General features: G+C 45.8%; 20 protein-coding genes. 10 read left to right on the top strand and 10 right to left on the bottom strand.

What is annotated here, in order from left to right:
• Nucleotides 1-196: hypothetical protein (locus tag K8U60_RS09555; RefSeq protein WP_223637659.1), on the top strand; the 196-nt coding region annotated here is incomplete at its 5' end.
• On the opposite strand, the gene K8U60_RS09550 is transcribed toward K8U60_RS09555, so the two are convergent.
• Genes K8U60_RS09550 through K8U60_RS09540 form a run of 3 tightly spaced genes read right to left on the bottom strand, consistent with a single transcriptional unit; the run spans nucleotide 177 to nucleotide 2,594 of the window.
• A complete protein-coding gene (locus tag K8U60_RS09550) occupies nucleotides 177-749 on the bottom strand; it encodes a 5' nucleotidase, NT5C type (RefSeq protein ID WP_223637657.1) in 573 nt (190 codons plus the stop codon). The genes K8U60_RS09555 and K8U60_RS09550 overlap by 20 nt on opposite strands.
• Entirely contained in the window at nucleotides 746-1,846 is a 1,101-nt protein-coding gene (gene ribD / locus K8U60_RS09545) for a bifunctional diaminohydroxyphosphoribosylaminopyrimidine deaminase/5-amino-6-(5-phosphoribosylamino)uracil reductase RibD (protein WP_223637654.1), read from the bottom strand. Before ribD ends, K8U60_RS09550 begins: the two co-directional genes overlap by 4 nt.
• Nucleotides 1,833-2,594 carry a GTP cyclohydrolase II gene (locus tag K8U60_RS09540; RefSeq protein ID WP_223637653.1) on the bottom strand — a complete coding sequence of 254 codons (762 nt, stop codon included), beginning with the start codon at nucleotides 2,592-2,594 and terminating at the stop codon, nucleotides 1,833-1,835. Before K8U60_RS09540 ends, ribD begins: the two co-directional genes overlap by 14 nt.
• Nucleotides 2,595-2,844: 250 nt before the next feature.
• Between K8U60_RS09540 and K8U60_RS09535 the strand changes: the two genes are divergently transcribed.
• From K8U60_RS09535 to K8U60_RS09525, 3 genes are all read left to right on the top strand, one after another.
• Complete coding sequence (locus tag K8U60_RS09535; protein WP_146558589.1) at nucleotides 2,845-3,342, top strand: ferritin; 498 nt, start codon at nucleotides 2,845-2,847, stop codon at nucleotides 3,340-3,342.
• Nucleotides 3,343-3,406: 64 nt separating this feature from the next.
• On the top strand, nucleotides 3,407-4,138 hold the full coding sequence (locus tag K8U60_RS09530) for an ABC transporter ATP-binding protein (protein ID WP_223637651.1): 732 nt from the start codon (nucleotides 3,407-3,409) through the stop codon (nucleotides 4,136-4,138).
• Nucleotides 4,135-4,893, top strand: coding sequence for an ABC transporter permease (locus K8U60_RS09525; RefSeq protein WP_223637649.1), 759 nt, complete (start codon nucleotides 4,135-4,137; stop codon nucleotides 4,891-4,893). Before K8U60_RS09530 ends, K8U60_RS09525 begins: the two co-directional genes overlap by 4 nt.
• A 132-nt stretch (nucleotides 4,894-5,025) precedes the next feature.
• Here the strand turns inward: K8U60_RS09525 and K8U60_RS09520 are convergent, their stop codons facing one another.
• Complete coding sequence (locus K8U60_RS09520; protein ID WP_223637646.1) at nucleotides 5,026-6,084, bottom strand: saccharopine dehydrogenase family protein; 1,059 nt, start codon at nucleotides 6,082-6,084, stop codon at nucleotides 5,026-5,028.
• 221 nt (nucleotides 6,085-6,305) lie between these two features.
• Between K8U60_RS09520 and K8U60_RS09515 the strand changes: the two genes are divergently transcribed.
• Entirely contained in the window at nucleotides 6,306-7,307 is a 1,002-nt protein-coding gene (locus tag K8U60_RS09515) for a S8 family peptidase (RefSeq protein WP_223637644.1), read from the top strand.
• A gap of 162 nt (nucleotides 7,308-7,469) precedes the next feature.
• On the opposite strand, the gene K8U60_RS09510 is transcribed toward K8U60_RS09515, so the two are convergent.
• Nucleotides 7,470-8,225: an alpha/beta fold hydrolase gene (locus tag K8U60_RS09510; protein WP_223637627.1), complete on the bottom strand. Its 756-nt coding sequence runs from the start codon at nucleotides 8,223-8,225 to the stop codon at nucleotides 7,470-7,472.
• 289 nt (nucleotides 8,226-8,514) lie between these two features.
• On the opposite strand from K8U60_RS09510, the gene K8U60_RS09505 reads away from it, so the two are divergent.
• The 3 genes from K8U60_RS09505 to coaW all read left to right on the top strand — a co-directional run bounded on the left by K8U60_RS09505 (nucleotide 8,515) and on the right by coaW (nucleotide 11,332).
• Nucleotides 8,515-8,697 carry a hypothetical protein gene (locus K8U60_RS09505; RefSeq protein ID WP_223637624.1) on the top strand — a complete coding sequence of 61 codons (183 nt, stop codon included), beginning with the start codon at nucleotides 8,515-8,517 and terminating at the stop codon, nucleotides 8,695-8,697.
• A 116-nt stretch (nucleotides 8,698-8,813) separates the two neighbouring features.
• The gene (gene cls / locus K8U60_RS09500; RefSeq protein WP_223637621.1) at nucleotides 8,814-10,244 is read left to right on the top strand and encodes a cardiolipin synthase; all 1,431 of its coding nucleotides are present in this window, start codon (nucleotides 8,814-8,816) and stop codon (nucleotides 10,242-10,244) included.
• Between the two features lie 272 nt (nucleotides 10,245-10,516).
• Nucleotides 10,517-11,332, top strand: a complete 816-nt coding sequence (coaW, locus tag K8U60_RS09495) for a type II pantothenate kinase (RefSeq protein WP_223637618.1) — start codon at nucleotides 10,517-10,519, stop codon at nucleotides 11,330-11,332.
• Nucleotides 11,333-11,403: 71 nt separating this feature from the next.
• On the opposite strand, the gene K8U60_RS09490 is transcribed toward coaW, so the two are convergent.
• The 3 genes from K8U60_RS09490 to K8U60_RS09480 all read right to left on the bottom strand — a co-directional run bounded on the left by K8U60_RS09490 (nucleotide 11,404) and on the right by K8U60_RS09480 (nucleotide 14,119).
• On the bottom strand, nucleotides 11,404-11,946 hold the full coding sequence (locus tag K8U60_RS09490; protein WP_223637614.1) for an MFS transporter: 543 nt from the start codon (nucleotides 11,944-11,946) through the stop codon (nucleotides 11,404-11,406).
• Nucleotides 11,943-13,394 carry an FAD-dependent oxidoreductase gene (locus tag K8U60_RS09485; protein ID WP_411730356.1) on the bottom strand — a complete coding sequence of 484 codons (1,452 nt, stop codon included), beginning with the start codon at nucleotides 13,392-13,394 and terminating at the stop codon, nucleotides 11,943-11,945. The genes K8U60_RS09490 and K8U60_RS09485 overlap by 4 nt, the downstream gene beginning before the upstream one ends.
• A 167-nt stretch (nucleotides 13,395-13,561) precedes the next feature.
• The gene (locus tag K8U60_RS09480; RefSeq protein ID WP_223637708.1) at nucleotides 13,562-14,119 is read right to left on the bottom strand and encodes a nitroreductase family protein; all 558 of its coding nucleotides are present in this window, start codon (nucleotides 14,117-14,119) and stop codon (nucleotides 13,562-13,564) included.
• A gap of 156 nt (nucleotides 14,120-14,275) precedes the next feature.
• Between K8U60_RS09480 and K8U60_RS09475 the strand changes: the two genes are divergently transcribed.
• Nucleotides 14,276-15,679, top strand: coding sequence for a protoporphyrinogen oxidase (locus K8U60_RS09475; protein WP_223637608.1), 1,404 nt, complete (start codon nucleotides 14,276-14,278; stop codon nucleotides 15,677-15,679).
• A gap of 104 nt (nucleotides 15,680-15,783) precedes the next feature.
• On the opposite strand, the gene katA is transcribed toward K8U60_RS09475, so the two are convergent.
• Together katA and K8U60_RS09465 are read right to left on the bottom strand one after the other, a co-directional pair.
• Nucleotides 15,784-17,250 (bottom strand): catalase KatA, encoded by a 1,467-nt coding sequence (gene katA / locus K8U60_RS09470; protein WP_223637605.1) that lies wholly within the window; start codon nucleotides 17,248-17,250, stop codon nucleotides 15,784-15,786.
• A gap of 578 nt (nucleotides 17,251-17,828) precedes the next feature.
• Nucleotides 17,829-18,878: a C40 family peptidase gene (locus K8U60_RS09465; RefSeq protein WP_223637602.1), complete on the bottom strand. Its 1,050-nt coding sequence runs from the start codon at nucleotides 18,876-18,878 to the stop codon at nucleotides 17,829-17,831.
• 469 nt (nucleotides 18,879-19,347) lie between these two features.
• Here K8U60_RS09465 and K8U60_RS09460 point away from each other — a divergent pair, with 469 nt between their 5' ends.
• Nucleotides 19,348-20,904, top strand: coding sequence for a fatty acid--CoA ligase (locus K8U60_RS09460; protein WP_223637599.1), 1,557 nt, complete (start codon nucleotides 19,348-19,350; stop codon nucleotides 20,902-20,904).
• Nucleotides 20,905-20,946 lie beyond the last annotated feature (42 nt).

Genomic DNA, 20,946 nt, shown 5'->3' with positions numbered 1-20,946 from the left:
GTGGCCGGACCGGTTGGGGATTATGCACCGCTATACATTTTTGTCAGACTTTGTCTACAGTCTGAAGCGGCATGCTGCCGCTTTTGTTCTTCAAAGAAATAGACAGCATGACCACTCCTCAAAAAGAAAAGAAGGTACGGCAATCGGGTTCCCTACGATTGCCGTACCTTCTTTTTTCATTTCATTTCACTGTTGATCAAATCACCTAATTGGTCCCAGTCTTTAACACGCGGCAAGTCTAGGTGGCGGTTATACGATTGGTCTTTGACAATGACTTTCACAGGATCATTCATTAAGGTATCCAGGACTGCCGGCTTGTCATCGAAATAATAATCCAGTTGCAGGTCTTTGATGATGCCTGCCTTTTCCGAATCCTTCATGCCGCAGAAGAAGTTTCCACGCTCCACCGGGAAACCTTGTTCAATCAGCCAATTGAATGTGTTTTCCGTATGTTCTGGAGGCCGGGATGTAATATAGAAAATCTCGTGCCCATCCGACTCGAGCTGCTTCAGCAATTGGAGCGCACCGGGGTAGAGGGGGCAGTCAGTGAAATACAAAAACTCCAACGAGCGGTTCCACATATTCTTTCCTTCTTCATCACTCAATCCGAATGCCTCGTGTATTTCCACACGATTCAAGGCATGGAAGATGTCGATATCCACTTCCTGATCCAATTGCTTCTGATAATAATGGAAGGCGTATTCACGCAAATTAATCAATGTATCGTCTATATCAAAACCGAATCTCATATACTGCCTCGCTTTTCGGGATACCCCGTAAATTTGAAATCCTTGCCGACTTTGCTGAATTCACCGTCACGCAGATCGATGGCGTCTTTCATCCATTCAACGCCTGTTCCCTCGATGAATGTCGGTGCGATTTTGCCGCCGACAATTTTAGGTGCAAAGTAAAATATCACTTTATCGATCAAGCCATTCTCCAGGAATGCGGCATTGATGGTGCCGCCGCCTTCAATAAAGAGCGAAGAAATGCCTTTTTCACCGAGCACGCGAACCACATCAAGTACATCGACCTGGGTTTCATTGCTGGTTTCGTAGATGGTAATCCCCAAATCCTCTAATGCCTTCCGTTTATCAGCATCATGATTTTGGCTTGTAAAGATCCACGTATCCACTACTCCATCCGTAACAAGTTTTGAATGGAGCGGAATGCGCAAAGTGGAATCAAGAACAATGCGAAGTGGATGGCGGCCATTTGGAATACGCGCCGTCAATTCAGGGTCATCTGCAATGACAGTGCCAACACCCACCAGGATGGCCATGTGCTGGCTGCGCAGAAGATGAACATCCAACCGCGCTTCCTCAGAAGTGATCCACTTGCTGTCCAGGGTATGGGTAGCGATTTTTCCATCTAAGGTGGAGGCTGCTTTCAAAGTCACGAAAGGGGTCTTTTCAACGATGAATTTGTTGAATACCTCATTCATCTTCCGGGATTCCTCTTCACGGACTCCGACAATCACTTCAATGCCCGCTTCTTCCAGCATGCGGACACCGTTTCCGGCAACAATCGGATTTGGATCCAGCGTTGCCACGATCACCTTTTTGATGCCGGCATCAATGATGGCTTGGGCACAAGGTCCGGTCCGTCCGACATGGGAGCATGGCTCGAGCGTTACATAAATGGTCGCACCGCGGCTCAGTTTGCCAGCCATGCGAAGCGCATGGACTTCGGCATGGGGTTCGCCCGCTCTCAAATGGGCACCGATGCCGACAATGCGGTTGTCTTTAACGATGACGGAACCGACCAAAGGGTTCGGGTCTGTCTGGCCTTTTAAGCTGTTCGCATTGCTGAGTGCGAGGTCCATATAAAATTCATGGTTTGACATGAACAATGTCCTCCCCGTCTTTAAGATGCCCTGAGCGATCGATTTTAGTCTGGAGGTAGTTGGCGTTGTATTCGGATTCATCTCCCCAAAGAGAGGTTCTTGAAGCGATCTGGAGTCCGGCTTTTTCGATGGCGGCCACTTTCTTTGGATTGTTGGTCATCAAGGTCACCGGCTTGGTGCGAAGTGCCTGCAGCACAGCAATCGCATCCCCGTAATTTCTGGAATCGTCCACGTATCCCAATTGTTCATTGGCTTCAACTGTATCGTATCCATTTTCCTGCAGGACGTAAGCCATTGCTTTACTGAAGAGTCCGATGCCGCGGCCTTCATGGTTTGCTAAATAAAACAGGGCGCCGGTGCCGTGGTCCGTGATCCGTTTCATGGACTGTTTCAGCTGGTAGCCGCAGTCGCAGCGTTTGCTGCCGAAAATATCGCCGGTGTGGCAGATGGAGTGCATCCGGATCAATGCTTCTGCGTCGTTTTCGAAATCTCCATAGACAAGGACGCTCGATTGCTGATACTCGGCAAGGTTGGCTGAGCTCAATTTTTCGATGATGCTCTCGTAATCTTCGGTGACTTCGTCGAGGCTCAACCAACAATACCAGTTGAATATATAGGTTTCCTCATATAAGTTTACAGGCAGCCGAATGGGGCCGACCAGATACACGGCACCTTCTTCTGTCTGGATCATTTGAATTTTCTCTTTTAATATGGAAAAGACCTTTGGGTCTAGCTTCATGTCTGTCATTTCAGTTTCCCCCTATATGAACACTATCTATATGATATCTTACTACATCTTGTTACTAAAAGTAAGTTATATGTCTTCAATAATCTATAAACAATAATCATTATCGTTTAGGAAAAGAAAAAATCCGTTTTAAATGATATTTATTCTCAATTAAATATTAATATTCTCATTTGATTTGATTATCTGATGAGGCTGTGGTATATTATCTACATTATAATAATTCTAAATAAGAAAACAGGAGGAATAAATTATGTTATCAGAAAAACTAACGAACGCATTAAACGATCAATTCAACAATGAATTGCAGGCAGCTCATGCGTATACCGCAATGGCAGCATACTTTTCCAAAAAAGGTTATCACGGTTTTGCGAACTTCTATTTAATCCAATCGAGAGAAGAGCATTATCATGCGATGAAATTCTATCATTATTTAGTGACGATGGATGAAAAGCCGGTTCTTCAGGCGTTGACTGAACCGAAGAACCATTTTGTCAGTGCATTGGATGTGTTGGAAAACTCATTGTCGCAGGAAAAAAGCGTGACCAGCAACATTTATGCATTGGTGACATTGGCGGATGAGCTGCAGGAACATGCGACACTTTCCTTCCTGGACTGGTTCATCGAAGAACAGATGGAAGAAGAAAAATCGTTCCGCGATATCATTGCAAGAGTGAGAGCTATTGAAGAAGGCGGCGAATACTTCCTGAAAATGGACGATGAATTTGCACAGCGCAAACTGGAAGAGTAATAGCACTGCAAGCAGCACATAGTAAAATATGTGCTGTTTTTCTGCCCGAAAGGAAGTGGGATCCATGTCTGTAAACTATAAACCGGCTATCCATTTCAATCATGTAGATTTTTCATTTGGGGAAACTCCGGTTTTAAAAGGCATTACCGGCTCTTTTCCTGAAGGGAAAATCACGACATTGGTGGGACCTTCGGGAGCTGGTAAAACAACCCTATTGAAGCTATGCAATGGATTGCTGTCAGCCCAATCAGGGGAAGTCTATATAAAAGACAAGCCAATTGAAGACTATGAACCGGTTGAACTGCGTCGTTTAGTCGGCATTGCGCTCCAAAGCGCTCCGATGGTTGGCGGCAGCATCTACAACAATTTAAGCCTGCCGTTGGAGCTGCAGGGACAAACGCTGTCTAAAGCTGAAGCTGTGGATCTGCTGCAGGATGTCGGGCTGGATGGGGAACTATTGGACCGGAAAGTTAAAGACTTGTCCGGCGGCCAACGCCAAAAAGTTTCCATTGCCCGGACCCTCGTCAATAAACCTGAAGTTCTTTTGCTCGATGAAATCACATCTTCTTTAGACCGGACCTCTTTAAAGGAAATCGAGGAATTGATCATTAAAATCAATCGGAAGTATGGCACAACGATTATCTGGATTACCCATAATCTTCAACAAGCGTTGGAAATCGGTGATTTCACCTGGGTGATGATGGATGGCGAAGTGGTGGAAACGGGCGAAAGCGACTTGCTCAATGACCCATCGAATGACAAGGTCAGACGGTTTGTCAGGGGGGAAGCGGAATGAGCTACTTAACTTTATCGATCACCTTGATCTTTGTGGTGATCCCTCTTCTTTTATCCAAAACCCTGAATCTTGGTCTGGAACGGGATACGATTGTCGCCACATTGCGTTCAATCGTCCAATTATTGGCGGTCGGCTATGTATTGAAATTCGTTTTTGATTCGGAAAGCTTGATCTATATTTTCCTGATGGTTGCTTTGATGATTGTGGCAGCTACGCATAACGCCCAGAAAAAAGGAGCAGCCATTCAAGGCATCACCTCGAAAGTGGCGGTCACCTTGATCTTTGTGGAAGTATTGACGCAGGGCATCCTGCTTGGCTTCAATATCACACCGGCAACCGCCCAATACATCATTCCCATCAGCGGGATGGTCATCGGAAATTCCATGGTCCTGTCGATTCTCTTCCTCAATCGTTTTACGGCGGAGGTAGAGTCGCATCAGGATGAAACCGAGCTGATCCTGTCGCTTGGCGGTACACCTAAACAGGCCATCCACACGCAATTGATCAATTCGATCAAAGCCAGCATGATTCCGACCATCGAAAGCCAGAAAACCGTGGGGCTCGTGCAATTGCCCGGAATGATGAGCGGACAGATCATTGCGGGAGCAGACCCGATCCAAGCGGTTCAATTCCAGCTGCTGATCATGTTCCTGTTGCTGACGACAGCCGCTGTGACCAGCGTCATGCTTGGTTTCCTGTCATATCCGACTTTGTTCAATCAACGGATGCAATTAATGAAGAAAGAATTTACTTAAAGCTTGAAGACAAATCCAGGTATCCTGGATTTGTCTTTTTTTATGGAAAATGGTGTTCAGGAATGTGATTCATATGGCGTTTAGAGCATCGCACCAGTAGAACTGTTTAGAAATAGTCTCCAGCTCTGTATATTAAAGATAAAAAGTATCGACTTCAAAGGTGCCAGAACCTGGTAGGCTTTCCACTAAGCTTGAACCAAACAGGCCTGCAGGTGTATAGTATCCGCCTTCGACTTTTAGCTTCAGGAGACGGCGGACAACCTCCAGCGAACCATAGACCGTCAGATCATAGACATTCGCTGTTTGGATTCGGGCGACTTTGACGACGCCTTGCTGATTTCTTGCCTCTCCCCATATATAAGCCGGTGAATTAGCACGGAGCTCGCTGTCCGGCCCCTGTACGCGTTTCTCCACCTGCTTCTCGAGCTTATCTCTTACCCAATCTGTTGCCAGTAATGGCCCCGCGGCTCCCATCAGACGCGCCCCGTATAGTTGCGGTTTTGCCATGGGGATCCAAGCGGAAATATTCGGAATACCGGTCGTATAGAAGGCAGTTGAAACATCGCCCCACGGGATTCCCATTGCGGAACGCGAACCGCGCCCAAAATCGATGGTCCGGTGCTGGCTGCCAATCGGGACAGTGGTCAAAACGCCAGCTTTTCTGTGCATGCTGCCCGAACCCAATCCTTGGATCATGGTTTTGAAAGTGCCCGGTGAGATGCCGGAATCCGAATCAAAGCCGAGCGATAATTCGATTGCTTCCGGCATTTCCTCTTTCAGTTTTAAGGCGACGCAGTCTGTGGGTACGACATCAAAGCCGACTCCCGAACAGAGAATGATTCCTTTTTCTGCAGCTTCAGCATGCAGTGAGTGAGTATGTTCAAATACGGAAACTTCTCCTGTAATGTCCAAATAATGTGTTTTTGCTGATAGACAAGCATGGATCATGGGTTCGCTGGTTACTTGAAAAGGACCTGCACAGTGGAGGACCAAATCAATATCGTCCAATTGCGCTGCTGCATATTCATCCAATGCAAAGGCACGGAATTCCAGTGATAGTTCTGTGGCAAGCGGTCGGATTTTATCGGCATTGCGTCCTCCAAGTACAGGTGACATTCCTCTGGAAACAGCTTCGCGGGCGATCAATTCACCCGTGTAGCCATTGGCACCGTAAATCATCCATTTGTTCATTTTATCGGCTCCTCATTTTCGCTCTCCTGTTACTATTCTGTAAAAACTAGTGAATCCCTTTGTTCATTTTTGCCAGACATTAAAAAGCCTCTGTAGAAATGGCTGTTCAACGATCTTATCATGAGGTGCAGAATGAAACAGGGAGTAAATAAAGGATTCGGTGCGATGATGCCGAATTAGGAAAGTAAGAAAATAGTTGGAAATTATGAGGAGTGATTTAAATGGCGAATCTACATTTAATTCCTTATCGGGTAGAAGAAATTGCTGAGCAGGCACCGCAGATTCCCGAAGGCGTGCGGATGATTCAGGCACCGGAAATATGGGCAGAGGCGGAAAGAGGGAAAGGAAATATTGTGGCCATCCTGGATACGGGATGCCAGATGGACCACCCTGATCTTCAGGATCGGATCATTGACGGCAAAAATTTCACAGCCGATTTTAGCGGGGATGCAGCAAATTTCGATGATAATAATGGGCATGGCACGCATGTAGCCGGAACGGTTGCCGCCTCTTACAGAGAAGATGGCGGGATAGCGGGTGTTGCCCCTGAAGCCCAGCTGCTCATTTTGAAAGTATTGACGGGAGAAGGCAGTGGCGAATATCAGGGAATCATTGATGGCATCCATTTTGCGATTGATTGGAGAGGGCCGGAAGGTGAGACGGTAAGCGTCATCTCCATGTCGCTGGGAGGCCCTGAAGATATGGCTGAGCTCTATGCAGCGATTAAACGGGCAGTGGACGCAGGCATTCCAGTTGTCTGTGCTGCAGGCAATGAAGGGGATGACAGCCACGATACCGATGAATTCGCTTATCCGGGAGCATATGGAGAAGTGATTCAAGTCGGGGCAGTGGATTTTGACCGACGGATTGCCAATTTCAGCAATACTAACGATGAAATCGATCTGGTGGCCCCTGGCATCGATATCTATTCGACCTTTCCAGGAGGGAAATACGCCAGTCTGTCAGGCACTTCGATGGCAGCGCCGCATGTTTCCGGCGCGCTGGCTCTGATAAAAAACATCGCAGAAAAAGAATTCGTCCGTAAACTGACGGAAGCGGAATTATATGCCCAATTGGTGCGTCGTACCATGCCTATCGGCTACCCGAAAACCGCGGAAGGGAACGGTTTGTTGGCGCTGGATATTTTGAATAAGTTTGAACAATTATTAATGCTGGTTAACCCTTCCCATGGGGCAGATACCCATAGAAGTGAAAGAAGATAAGACAAGTAAAACCATTCCGGTCAGAGCGACCGGAATGGTTTTTGAGGTGGTAAAAATTATGCCGTTATTTATTACAGGTTCAGTGCTCATACAGTGAACGTAAATGGTTCGTTCTTTTACGTATGCGGTGCCAGAAACTATCGGTAGTGAAGGCTGGTTAGCTCAACTTCTATTGCTTCTGCTAGTTTGTAATTGCAAAAATTGATGGACAACCTGGTTAAATTCCGGGAAATGCCGTGGGGGAACTTCGTGGCTGGCGCCTTCAATGTAGACCACCTTCACATTGGAAGCGTATTGCTGGAAAGGCAAACGGTAATGGTGCATTGATTTTTCCTGTGAGCCATAACCCAATAATACCGGGACCTTTAAACGGTAAAGCGAATGAGTGGAATTGTAGCTAAGACCAGCTTTGCAAAATTCGTAAACACTTTGAGAATCAGCCAGCTTGCCATATTGATAAAACTCCGTTTCATCTTCTTTAAAGTATTTATGCGACTTAGCCTGCATCTTGGCGACTATTGGAACTTTTCGGATTTTAGCCATCGCCATACCGAATCTGAGCATGCTCTTTAAGTTGAAACTGTCCACTCTTGAATAACCACCGCTTAAAATAAGTGCCTCTGTACGCTCAGGATATAGTAATGCAAATTCCTGAGCAACGGTGCCCCCATTTGAAAATCCACAGATGACAGCTTTTTGGATATTCAATTGATCCAACAAACAGTTTATATCCTTAGCTAACAGCTCTATTGATAAGGGGGTGTTTCCTTTTGAACTCCGTCCGTGGCCGCGAAGATCATAAAAAATGGTCTGATAATCTGCGGCAAGCCTTTTTTGATGTTTAAAAACCAGATGGCCCATAATGGGAGGATGGATAAACACAATAGGGGTTCCTTGGCCAGTAATTTCATAATACAAAGCTGTAGCATCTTCCATTAAAGCGTATGGCATACAAATTCTCCTTTTCTAAAATATCAGATTAGTTGATCTAGATGTGAAAATATTATGAAGCATAAGAACCCTATACCCTATACAGAAGAAAGATGTGCATTTTTACGCATCTTTTTTGCCGTATTATGTATGCATGGATTGAATTATCAAAAAAACCGAAAGTGTCGTCAGTAGGTGTTTAAGATAATCAGAAAGGGAAAAGAGGTAGCAGAAGATTAAACCGCTACTATTTTAAGAAATGAAAAGAGGAACTTTAATGGCCCATTCCAAATGGTTGAAACTGGGGACAGCTGTATTTTTGTCCATTGGAATGCTGTCAGCTTGTGGGGATGCAGAAGACGAGCAACCTGTGGATGAAGATATCGATGTAACACCGGAAGAAGGGGAAGAAGAGATTATCCCAGAAGAACCGAAAGAAGGCGAAGAAGAGGAAGATTAAGCTTTAAGAAGCCGATTGCGGAATGACGGGATGCGATTGGTTTTTTACTTTTTGCATCTTTTTAAACTGGGAAAGCCGAAGGAGGGGTTGAAATTTCATTCGAATGGATAAGCACCTTGAGCAATCTGTTCATCATTTTAAATGGGGTACTGGCATTTTTCATTTTATTCTTTGAACGGAAGTCGGCTTCTTCAGCGTGGGCCTGGATATTGATCCTTTTCTTTATCCCCATTCTCGGCTTTATCCTCTACTTGCTATTTGGCAAGCCGCTAAGGCGCAAGCGATTGAATCGGCCGGTTGCTTATGAAAATCAGGATTTTAAAGAGTTGATGGATCGCCAGCTGAGCGCAATGAAAGATAATGGCTTCAGTCCTTCTTCAAGGTGTGCGGAAGAATGGACGGATCTCATCCAAATGAATCTGGCAAGAACCGACGCACCATTGTCGACAGCTAGTGATATACAGCTATTCAACGACGGGAAAAAGAAATTCGATGCCTTGTTTGAAGATATACAACACGCAAAAGACCATGTCCATTTACAGTATTTCATCTTGAATAATGATGACCTTGGGCGTCGTCTTCTATCACTGCTCACTGAAAAAGCACAGCAAGGGGTAAAAGTGCTGTTTTTATATGACGACCTGGGATCTAAAAATCTGCCGAAACGCTTTTTTGATGAGTTTGAAGCAGCCGGCGGGAAGTCTGCTGCCTTTCTGCCGGCGATGCTGACCACTATAAATCCACGGCTGAATCACCGGAATCACCGGAAACTGGTAGTTGTGGATGGTGCGATCGGCTACCTCGGAGGATTTAATGTCGGTGACGAATATCTTGGAAAGAAGGAGGAGTTCGGCTACTGGCGCGACACGCACCTCCGGCTTGAAGGGGAGTCGGTACACTCTCTGCAAAACCGTTTTTTTATCGACTGGAATCAGGCGGCAGAAAAATATCCGATAAAGTATGCGGAAAAATATTTCCCGAAGATGCACAATACAACAGGGATTGCCATGCAGATTGTCGCGAGCGGACCTTTGGATATGCACGAAAACATAAAGAAAGCTTATTTGAAGATGATTTATCATGCACGCCATTCCATTTACCTGCAGACACCCTATTTTATACCGGATAAGTCCATCATGGATGCCCTTCAGGCAGCTGCACTTAGTGGCGTCGATGTTCAGGTCATGATTCCCCATCAAGCGGATCATCTGTTTGTCCATTCTGCGACCCTGTCGTTTATCCGTGAATTGCTGCCGGCCGGTGTCAAAGTTTACAGCTACAAAAATGGATTTCTGCATGCAAAGACATTGATTGTGGATGATAAAGCTTATTCAGTGGGATCGGCCAATATGGATATCCGCAGCTTCGCCCTGAATTTTGAATTGAACGCCTTCGTCTACGATTCCCAGTCAGCATCGAAAATGGCAGCACTCTTTGTCCAGGACAAAAAGCTATCGGTCCCATTGAAGGAAGAGACATTTGAAAATCAGTCATGGGAAGAAAAGGTGAAACAAGCCATTGCAAAGCTCGTTTCACCGGTATTGTAAGGAGATTCTTCTTTGGGTAATTGATCAGCTCCCCCCTTTTTTTATGTTATATACCCAACTGTCTAGTGAATATGGGGAAGAAATGAAAAAAGATGGATTTTGTTGGACGATATAGATTAATTGCAAATAAGGAATAAAATATAGCAGGAAAGCTTTTTGGATCAGCCTGCAAACCTCTCCCATAAAATAATCGAGTATGGTAGAATTTCATCATATGTGTATTTATTATCTGGCATTTTTCTAGAGGGATGCGAGAAAGAGCAGGTGCGGAAATGATTGTCGGAATAGATGCGGGGGGTACGTTGATTAAAGTGGCGTATACCGAAAATGAAGAGGTCCATTTTAAAAAGTACCCAATTGCTGAAATTGAGCGCGTTGCCGACTGGGTCAATGGTCTAGATGACTGTAAAGTATGTGTCACGGGAGGAAAGTCAGGCGTTTTGGTTTCCTTGCTCGACCAGCCAGCACAGGAAATGGTGGAATTCGAAGCGACACACCTTGGTGTGCAGGTTCTTCTCGAGGAGATGGACCTGCTTGAAGATGCTTATTTGGTGACGAATGTCGGAACCGGAACTTCCATCCATTGCATCCAGGACAATGTTCAGGAGCGTTTGGGCGGCACCGGAGTGGGTGGGGGCACCTTGATCGGCTTAAGCCATCTGTTGACAGGCGTAACCCGTTACGATGAAATTGTCGCCTTGGCAAGCCAGGGATCCCGGGACCGGATCGATTTGAAGGTCAAGCATATTTATGAAGGCAAAGAACCGCCGATTTCCGGAGAATTGACAGCCAGTAACTTTGGCCAGGACTTGTTTTCAATTTCGGGCGATTTGACGAAGGAAGAATTGTTGGCGACGGTCATCGGCTTAGTAGGCGAGACGGTCAGTACAGTGAGTGTACAAGCAGCCAGTCAGTGCAGAAGCTCGACCATCGTCTACATCGGCTCTTCCTTCATTGATAATCCTTTGTTGAAAGAAGTGGTAACAAGCTATACCATTCTGCGTGGCTCGGTTCCTGTGTTCCCTGATAATGGAGAATTTTCCGGTGCGATGGGCGCCATGTCGGTATTAACTAAAAAGACTGTGTAGTTTCCCTAGAAAAAAGGCGTCTTCTGACCGGCCATTGCGATGGCTGATGGAAGACGTCTTTTTACAAGTGGTTATGCTTCGGCAGCCTTTACTTTCGCCAGTTGCAGACCGCTCCAGGCAAAAACGGCAGAAGCGATATAAAAGATGCTGGCAATCGTCAGGAAATCGACGAGATAACCGGTGGCGATGACGGCTATGGCTGCGGCGACAGAAGTCCAGAAGTGGTAGCGGCCAATTTGTGAGCCGGCGATTTCTTTTGTGACGTAGCGGGCCAATACCGTTTTTTCCGAGTTTTTCTGGACAGCGCCGAGCACGCCCATAAGAACCTGCAGAATATAGACATGCCACACTTCTGAAGCCAAGGGAAAGAACAGCAGAAGAATCGCCATTCCCCACGAATAGACAGCAAGAAAGGTTTTATCCCCCACACGGTCAGCGTACTTACCAATCAGCGGGTAGCACAGTGCGGCCGTCAAGGCGAACAGACCGTAGGCCCAGCCAAACTGGGCGTAGCTGTCCCCGACATTCCTGATGAGCAGAATATAGAACGGGAAAATCATGCTCGATGCCATGCCGATGGTGCCTTGGTAATAGATAAAGCGTTTATAGTTCATGGCCGATACTCCTCGTAAAAGAGATTCATAAAGCGGTGCTCCGGATCAAAGCGGTCTTTCAAGTCGAAGAATTCTTCGGTTCTTGGATAAGCTTCCTTCATTTGAGCTTTTGTCGGATAGCCAAAATACGGCAGGTAATAACTGCCGTTATGTGCGAGGGTCACATCGATCATCTGCCGGACGACGTCCTGTGTCGCTTGGATACTTTCCGCATCGGTTCCCTGATTGATCAACAGCACAAGTGAAAACATGTCTTCTTTGGCATAGGACAGAACCGCATTATCGTTTTGCTCAACGTAGCGGATGGTGACATTCAATAAATTAAAATCAGGGTTGGCTTCCAGTACGGTTTTCAACGCTGGGATATAGTCTTCGAATTGATCTACCGGAACAAAATATTCCTGAAGAATTTCAGTTTTTCGGCTATTGTCATACTCCATGAATTCTGAATCCGACCGCATGACATTATTCCGTGAAACAAGGTTTCCATTGATTTGTTTAGTGTAGGTTTTTTGTGCCTTCCAAAAGTTGTCTTTTCCGGCATCGTTGATCCGCGACAGTCCGAGGAAAAATTTCGGCACCGCCACCAGGTTTTCGGTTTTCAGCTTCTGATGCTCAGGGAGCAGGTTCTGATCTTTAGCGGACTTGTATGTAATGGCATACATGTCTTCCATGAAAGAATCAGGTGCAATTGAAATACGGGCCAAATGCATTTTGGCATCCGGATCATTTTGTACCTGCTGCTTGAAATAAGAAGGGTAGGCGCTGTATGGCATGCTAGCCGTTTGGGTTTCATATAATTCGTCATCGGTCAGCTGCAGCGTAACGTCCAAAATGATGCCGAATAAACCATAGCCGCCAAGCACCGCAGAAAACAACTCGCTGTTTTCCGAAGTGCTTAATTGAAGGATCTCCCCGTCAGCGTTCATTAAGCGCATGGAGAGGACCGTATCCGATAAGCCGCCATTTCGGATATCCAGGCCATGGGCATTGACGCTCAATGAGCCGCCGACAGTGAAAATGTTCTGCGACTGGCTAACTTTCAGCGATAAACCATAGGGATTGATGGCTTCCTGGATATCGGCCCACCTGGCCCCGCTTTGCACAGTCACTGTTTTTGCATCTTCATCAACTTCGATGATTTGGTTGTACGGCTTCATATCAATCATGATGCCATTCGGATACATCGTCTGCCCGCCCTGGCTATGTTGCATGCCGGCAATGGAAAGCACGTCACCGTCTTTTCCGGCATCCAGCACGATTTCCTTAAGCTCATTTTTGCTTGTGCCGGCCTTCACCGTTTTGATTTCGACGGGCAAGAGGCGCTGATGCAGATCGGCATCCGGTCCATTCAATTGTGTGGAATACACATAAATGGATAAACCAAAAAGGCACACGTATAAAAGAGCGATCCAAACTGCTTTCATGACACCGCCACCCTTTTTCAGCAAACTTCTGAGTTCTTTCTCTATTAGACAGAAGTCAGGTGAAATAGTTCCTGTAAATTCAAAAAAATTACAGTGGGGTTTTGGTTTCCTAATGATAGCCATGCGTTCAAAATTACTTCCCGCCATTAAAAGAGATGACGCAATCTGCGCCATCTCTTTTATCTTTATTAGTCGCTGATAATGGTCAATTTCTCGCGGATGTCTGTCCGTTCCTGTTTTGCAGGGACGTGCGCTGGATAGCCGATCATCATGGTAGCCACAATTTTTTCGCCAGGCTTTACGCCGATGGCTTCACGGAACACCGGATTATAGATCCAATCGTTGGAGCGCCAGATCATGCCGATGCCGCGTTCCCAAGCAGCCAGCTGAAAGTTCTGCAGCATGGAGGAAACCGCGCCATAATCTTCGTCCCATCTTCTTTGTCTTGGATCTTCCGGCATAATGACGACCAGGTGCAGTGGAATGCTGCGGAAATAATCAGCCTTGTTGAGCACTTTTGAAGGGATTTCCCCGTCTGGTGTGCGCATGGATTCAATAAATGCCTGGACAAATTTCTCTTTTCCGGCGTCCGTGTACAACTGGAAACGCCACGGTTCATTGACTTTGTGGTTCGGTGCCCATTTGGCTATATTCAACAGCTCGATGATTTCCTCGACATTGACTGCATCAACCTTGAATTTCTTGATTGAACGTCTTTCTATGATATTCTGATCAATAGCATTCATCATTGAACGTCTCTCCTTTTCGCAAAGAAAATGCGGTTATCTACCCTTTATCCTAACATGGGGAGGAGAGAAAAGCGTATCAAAAAAGACAAAAAGATCCCTGCCGGCAGGCAGAAATATTGGTAGAATAGAAGCATAGGCAAGGAGTGGATAAAGTTGAAAAAGGCTGTAGTCATCGGCGGAGGCATCACTGGCCTTTCCGCTATGTATTATTTACAGAAGCTGAACCTGCAGGAAAACCTCAATCTGGAATTGGTGTTGATTGAGCGGGAGCCAGAGTTAGGCGGTAAGATCAAAACGGCAGTAGACAATGAATTCATCATGGAAGTTGGAGCGGATTCGATCGTTGCACGCCATGCCAGCGTCATGCCGCTGATCGAAGACCTTGGGCTTAAGGACCGGGTTGTCTACAACGGCACAGGGATTTCCTATTTGTATGCCAATAATGTGCTGCATGCCATTCCGAAAGATACAGTGTTCGGTATTCCGATGAACAGGGAAGCGCTATTCAGTTCGACACTTGTTTCTGAAGAAGGCAAGCAAGCTGCGTTAAAGGATTTTGACAGTGTCAACGAAAGCTTTACACGTGATAGCTCAATTGGAGAGTTTCTTGAGGCATTTCTTGGCAAGGAATTGGTTGAAAACCAGATTGCGCCTGTCTTGTCCGGCGTCTACTCAGGAAATCTCCATGAATTGACCCTGGCCTCGACACTGCCATACCTGGTTGATTATAAAAATAAATACGGCAGCATCATGAAGGGATTCGAAGCGAACAAAGAATTCTTCCAAGGTGCGGCCAATAAGAAATTCATTTCGTTTGATCAAGGCATGCAAGTATTGATTGATGAAATGGAAAGCAAGCTTGACCATGTGCGGATATTGAAAGGCATAGGAACCAAGTCGGTCAAAAGAGACGAAGAACGCTACCAGGTTGAGCTTGAAGACGGCGAGGCGATAGAGGCGGATTTCGTGATTCTGGCCACCCCTCACCAAGTTGCCCAGCAGCTTTTAGGGATAGCGGAACTGAATGCCGAATTCGATCAATTCCTGAATTCCTCATTGATCAGTGTTTATCTTGGATTTGATATTCCGGATGAACAGTTGCCTGAAGACGGAACCGGCTTTATCGTATCCCAGGAAAGTGACCTGCATTGCAACGCCTGTACCTGGACCAGCCGGAAGTGGAGCCATACATCAAAAAGCCATAAATTGCTGGTTCGGCTGTTCTACAAGAGTTCACATCCCTCTTATGGCATGTTGAAGGATTTGTCTGAAGAAGAGTTGGCGAAGGTAGCGATGGAGGATGTACGAAAGAGTTTAGGGATTGAAGAAGAGCCTTTGACTGTTGAAGTGACCGGTTGGAAAAATCTGATGCCCAACTACCACATGCAGCATAAAACCGCTATTAGCGAGCTGGAACTGAAAATGGAAAAAATGGTTCCAGGCGTGAAACTGGCAGGGTCTTCTTATTTTGGAGTGGGAATCGGTGCCTGTATTCAAAATGGTGCGGATTTGGCGAAAATCATCACCAATCAATTAGTGGATGTAGAAGAATCGTAGAAAAAGAGACCGTAGCTGGTCTCTTTTTTATTTACAAAAAAGCCGTTTATCCAAATTTCGGATAAACGGCTAATTGAGAATATGAGTAATATATTATCAATTAATTATTTTGTTTCAGTAAGGTCAGGAACTGAAAGGCCAAGGCCTTCAGCAACACGCGTACCGAACTCAGCATCCGCTTTGTACAAATGGCTGATTTGGCGAAGTTTGATGTCTTCTTTGTCAACAGCGCTTAAGCCGCCGACGAAAGTTGCAACAAGACGCTCTTGTTCTTCAGCACTTTGCAGACGGTAAAGGTCGCCCGGTTGTGTGTAATGATCATCTTTGAAGTAGGGTACGGAATCCGTAACGCCGGATACTTCAAGTGGAGCCGGTTTAGCAGCTTCAGTTTCAGTAGGGCCGCCGTAGCTGTTCGGCTCGTAATAGACAGAACCGCCGCCGTTATTGCCGAAGTTCATCTGGCCGTCACGCTGGTAGTTATTGACTTGGTTTTTCGCTGCGTTGATCGGCAGCATCTGGTGGTTAGCGCCTACGCGGTAACGGTGAGCATCATGGTATGCGAACAAGCGGCCTTGCAGCATTTTGTCCGGTGAAACGTCGATGCCAGGAACCAATGTACCAGGAGAAAAAGTAGCTTGCTCAACTTCAGCAAAATAGTTTTCAGGGTTGCGGTTAAGCACCATACGGCCAACTTCCATTAATGGATAGTCTTTGTGCGACCACGTTTTTGTTACATCGAATGGGTCGAAGCGATATGTGTTCGCATCTTCCAAAGGCATAACCTGTACATATACTTTCCATGCTGGGAAATCACCTTCTTCAATTGCATTGAAAAGGTCTTCCGTGTGGAAATCAGGGTTTTCGCCAGCAATTTTATCAGCTACGTCCTGAGTGATGTTCTGGATGCCTTGTTCAGTAAGGATGTGGTATTTGATCCAAACCGATTCGCCTTCAGCGTTTGTCCATTTGAATGTGTGGCTTCCGAATCCGTGCATGTGGCGAAGTGTTGCAGGAATTCCGCGATCGCCCATCAGGTAAGTAACCTGGTGCAATGATTCCGGTGACAATGACCAGAAGTCCCACACTGCGTTAGGGTTTTTCAAGTGGGTGCGTGGATCGCGTTTTTGTGTATGGATAAAATCAGGGAACTTGATCGCATCTTGGATGAAGAAGATTGGCGTATTATTGCCGACTAAATCGTAGTTTCCTTCTTCTGTATAGAATTTTAGAGAGAAGCCGCGCGGATCACGGACAGTATCGGCAGACCCCAGTTCACCGGCAACCGTTGAGAAACGGGCGAATAAATCTGTTTTCTTGCCGACTTCCGATAGGAAAGCAGCTTTCGTATATTTAGATACATCATTAGTTACTTCGAAATAACCGTGAGCACCTGCGCCTTTAGCATGTACTACACGCTCAGGAACACGTTCTCTATTGAAATGTGCAAGCTTCTCAAGAAGGTGGACATCTTGTAATAGGACAGGACCGCGTTGTCCGGCTGTCTGCGAGTTTTGGTTGTCTCCGACTGGGGCACCCCAGCTGGTTGTTAAACCTGTTTTGTTTGTACTCATGAATCGAACACCTCATTCTCTTTTTTTATGTAAAACACTACATATCCAATGATAACATTTTTTAAATTAAAATCAATTCTAAGTGATAATGATTATAATTAATGGAAATCTTGTTGTGTCAAATGATTGATTTAAAACAGAAAAAACACCAAAAGAAAAGCAGTACCGGCTTAACCGATGCTGCTTTTTTTTTCCTCTATTGAAAGGCGCTTGCGCTTTTCTTGTTGTCCAGCTCCAGCGCCCAAAACCTCGGGGTCTTAAGTTCGCNCAGTACCGGCTTAACCGATGCTGCTTTTTTTTTCCTCTATTGAAAGGCGCTTGCGCTTTTCTTGTTGTCCAGCTCCAGCGCCCAAAACCTCGGGGTCTTAAGTTCGCTTGCCTGTGCGGCACAAAACGCCGCTTCGGCAAACTGCCTTAAGCCTGTCGGTTCTATACGGGCACCTCCGCTTTTCCTGTTGTCCAGTTGCAAGTGCCTAGCTCTTCGGATCATAAGTCAACCCACCGACGTGGCAAAGAACGCCACTCTGCTGGTCTGCCTTATGCCTTTCAGAGCTGACCAGGCACTTTCACTTTTCTTGTTACCTCATTACATTTAAACGCTGGTAACTGTCGAAGTGTTTGCTCCAGTAGCTGTCGCTCAGGCTGGTGATTTGGACGCGGTCGCCCCCGGCATGGATAAAGCTGTTATTACCGATGAAAATACCCATATGTGAAATTCCTGGGCGGTATGTATCTTTAAAGAATACAAAATCACCGACCTGTGGTGAACTTACATTGGAAGAGATAGCATCGAGTCCGGTCGTATTCGTACGCGGCACGCTGATTCCTGCCTGATTGTATACATAATAGATGAAGCCGCTGCAATCAAATCCACCGGGTGCTGCGCCGCCCCATTTGTAAGGTGTACCCAAGAAAGAGTTGGCGATCGATACGAGTGATGAAACTTTTCCGGAAGTCGATGGTGCCGCAACTGGGTTTGAAACCGTCACTGGTTTCTTGCTGACCGATTCGCCGGTTACTTTCAATACTTGGCCGATACGGATCGAGCTTGTTTTCATACCGTTTAAGCTCATCAGTTGGGAAACGGAAGTGCCATGGCGCTGAGCGATATTGGTCAATGTATCGCCGCTGACCACGCGGTATGTACTTGTTTTAGAGATAACTGGTGCGGCTGGCGTTTTAACGATTACAGCCGGTGCAGCTGGCTGTAATTTTCCACTGACCGTCAATTTTTGCCCTGGCTGGATGTTGCTCCCGGATAGTTTGTTCAATTGTTGAATGGAGCTGACGCTGGTGCTGTGAACCCGTGCGATATGTGATAACGTGTCACCGGCTTTTACGGTATAAGTAGTTGCAGAGTTCGTTGGTGTTTTAGGGATGCTGGTTTTCTGTGGAGGAGCCGCTGGAGTTGAAACAGCTGCGACTTTGATGGTCTGGTTCGGATGAATCGAATTGGACGAAAGTTTATTCCAAGTCAGCAATTGATCCACTGATACCTTATTACTTGAAGCGATTTTCCATAATGTATCTCCTGGTTTCACTGTGTAAGTGCTGGCTTCTGTATCGGAAGCCCCGATTGCAAATGTTAATGCAGTAGCTGCAAATAATGTAAAAATAATTTTTCGCATTCCCAAACCCCTTTTTCTTTGTCTATTTATAGATAATTCAATCTATTATCTGTGGATTCCTTAATTCTATATAATTACTAAGGTGTAGGCAATAAGTTTCAATATTACATTTGTGTTACAAAGATAAAGGTAATAAAAAACCATTTTGCTAATTCGCTTTTACTTCAGTTTTCTCCATCTGATAAAAAAACTATTGCATACCTATAGATATCGGTCTTATTAGAAAAAACTTAAGAGCAGATGCAAAATAATCCTAATTATTTTATGGAACTATGTTTTAAAGACTCCTAAAATACTAATGAGGGATCCTTAAAAAATACTTGAATGAAATTGATTGGTTTGGATGAATGTTTATAAGAAAGGGGACTAATCTCCTGCTACAAAATGAGACTTTGAATTGTTGCAATATTGCGTTTTTTCTGACATCATGAAAGGGGTGAAACCGATTCATTATAAGGAGGAAGAAAAAATGTATGCGACACTTGGCAAAATCTTTGATCAAACGGTAAGCAGATACCCGGATAAAGAAGCCTTGGTTGATTTGAGAAGAGAGGAAAGATGGACCTATTCGCAATGGAGCGAGGAAGTTCATCGCCTGGCGAATGCTCTAACAACGGCGGGCGTCAGTAAAGGGGACCGTGTTTCAAGTTTTTTGTTCAATAATAGTGAACTGCCTACTGCATTATTTGCCTGTGCGAAAATCGGTGCTGTGTTCAATCCCATCAATTTCCGTTTAAAGCCTGAAGAACTGGCGTATATCTTAAATGATGCAACACCCGAAGTCGTTTTGTTTGAAGAAGCTTTAAAAGAGACGATTGAGGGAGTTGCTGCGCATTTTCCAAGTATTCAATTCTGGTATATAGATGAAAAAGTTCCAGACTATGCAGTTAGCTACCGGGAGCGGCTCAGCGAAGCATCTGTGACAGATCCATGTGTGCAGGTCGATGAGATGGATACGTATGCCATTATGTATACAAGTGGGACTACAGGAAGGCCGAAAGGTGTCATTCACCGCCATCGCGACATGGCTGAACAAAGCATGACATGCATTGCGATGTTGAAATATACGAAAAATGATGTAGGTCTGGTTATTGCGCCGATGTTTCATTGCGCAGAACTGCATTGCTGCATCATTCCGCGTGTCCAGGCTGGAGCTTCCAGTGTGATCATGCACCAATTCAATCCTCAAGAAGCTCTGGACACAGTCGAAAAAGAAAAAGTTACCGTCATGTTCGCGGTACCAACCATGTGGAGCATGATGACTGAATTGGACGGAGCGGATGCGAAAGTCAAAACTTTGCAGCGGGGATTATATGGAGCGGCTCCAATGGCACCTGTGCTGGTCAAACGTGTAAAGGAAGTATTGGGAATCGATTTGATTCAGGCATACGGCCAGACGGAAATGGGTCCGGCGATTACATTTCTGGCTGAAGATGAGCAGCTGACCAAAGCGGGGTCTGCCGGCAAACCCGCCTTTAACCATGAAATTCGAATCGTTCGGCCAAATGAAAAAGGTCCATCAGAGCCGGACGAAAGATTAGAGGCATTTGAAGTCGGTGAAATCATCGTTCGTGGGCCGAGCATGATGGCCGGATACTTCCACCGCCCACAAGCCACTTCTCGTGTTTTATATAAAGGCTGGTATCATACAAGTGATTTAGGGTATTTGGATGAAGACGGCTATCTGTTCGTGGCCGATCGGGTGGACGATATGATCATCAGCGGCGGTGAGAATATCTATCCACGAGAAGTGGAAGACGTGCTGCATGAGCATGAGCTCATTCAGGATGTGGCGGTGCTTGGAATTCCTGATGAAAAATGGGGCGAAGCGGTAATGGCGTTTGTTGTCGTTAAGGATGCAGGGCTGACCGAACAACACCTAGAAGAATTCTGTCTCAATAATGATAAGCTTGCCCGCTTTAAACGACCCAGAACCTATTGCTTTGTTGATGAGCTGCCGCGCAATGCCAGCGGGAAGATCCAAAAATTCCTCTTGCGTGAACTCTATGCAAAAAGTAATGTATAAGAAATGGGATATGGCTCCTCAGCCGAATACAAGCAAAGGCTG

The sequence above is a fragment of the Planococcus circulans genome, from assembly GCF_020023385.1.
Classification (GTDB): Bacteria; Bacillota; Bacilli; order Bacillales_A; family Planococcaceae; genus Planococcus.
The sequence above is the reverse complement of the archived record's forward strand: the minus strand, read 5'-3'. Positions and strand labels throughout refer to the sequence as shown.

Bases quoted from the DNA above. Each gene is read 5' to 3' on its own strand.
- K8U60_RS09550 (WP_223637657.1), bottom strand. From the start codon at position 749: ATGAGATTCGGTTTTGATATAGACGATACATTGATTAATTTGCGTGAA.
- ribD (WP_223637654.1), bottom strand. From the start codon at position 1,846: ATGTCAAACCATGAATTTTATATGGACCTCGCACTCAGCAATGCGAAC.
- K8U60_RS09540 (WP_223637653.1), bottom strand. From the start codon at position 2,594: ATGACAGACATGAAGCTAGACCCAAAGGTCTTTTCCATATTAAAAGAG.
- K8U60_RS09535 (WP_146558589.1), top strand. From the start codon at position 2,845: ATGTTATCAGAAAAACTAACGAACGCATTAAACGATCAATTCAACAAT.
- K8U60_RS09530 (WP_223637651.1), top strand. From the start codon at position 3,407: ATGTCTGTAAACTATAAACCGGCTATCCATTTCAATCATGTAGATTTT.
- K8U60_RS09525 (WP_223637649.1), top strand. From the start codon at position 4,135: ATGAGCTACTTAACTTTATCGATCACCTTGATCTTTGTGGTGATCCCT.
- K8U60_RS09520 (WP_223637646.1), bottom strand. From the start codon at position 6,084: ATGAACAAATGGATGATTTACGGTGCCAATGGCTACACGGGTGAATTG.
- K8U60_RS09515 (WP_223637644.1), top strand. From the start codon at position 6,306: ATGGCGAATCTACATTTAATTCCTTATCGGGTAGAAGAAATTGCTGAG.
- K8U60_RS09505 (WP_223637624.1), top strand. From the start codon at position 8,515: ATGGCCCATTCCAAATGGTTGAAACTGGGGACAGCTGTATTTTTGTCC.
- coaW (WP_223637618.1), top strand. From the start codon at position 10,517: ATGATTGTCGGAATAGATGCGGGGGGTACGTTGATTAAAGTGGCGTAT.
- K8U60_RS09490 (WP_223637614.1), bottom strand. From the start codon at position 11,946: ATGAACTATAAACGCTTTATCTATTACCAAGGCACCATCGGCATGGCA.
- K8U60_RS09480 (WP_223637708.1), bottom strand. From the start codon at position 14,119: ATGAATGCTATTGATCAGAATATCATAGAAAGACGTTCAATCAAGAAA.
- katA (WP_223637605.1), bottom strand. From the start codon at position 17,250: ATGAGTACAAACAAAACAGGTTTAACAACCAGCTGGGGTGCCCCAGTC.
- K8U60_RS09465 (WP_223637602.1), bottom strand. From the start codon at position 18,878: ATGCGAAAAATTATTTTTACATTATTTGCAGCTACTGCATTAACATTT.
- K8U60_RS09460 (WP_223637599.1), top strand. From the start codon at position 19,348: ATGTATGCGACACTTGGCAAAATCTTTGATCAAACGGTAAGCAGATAC.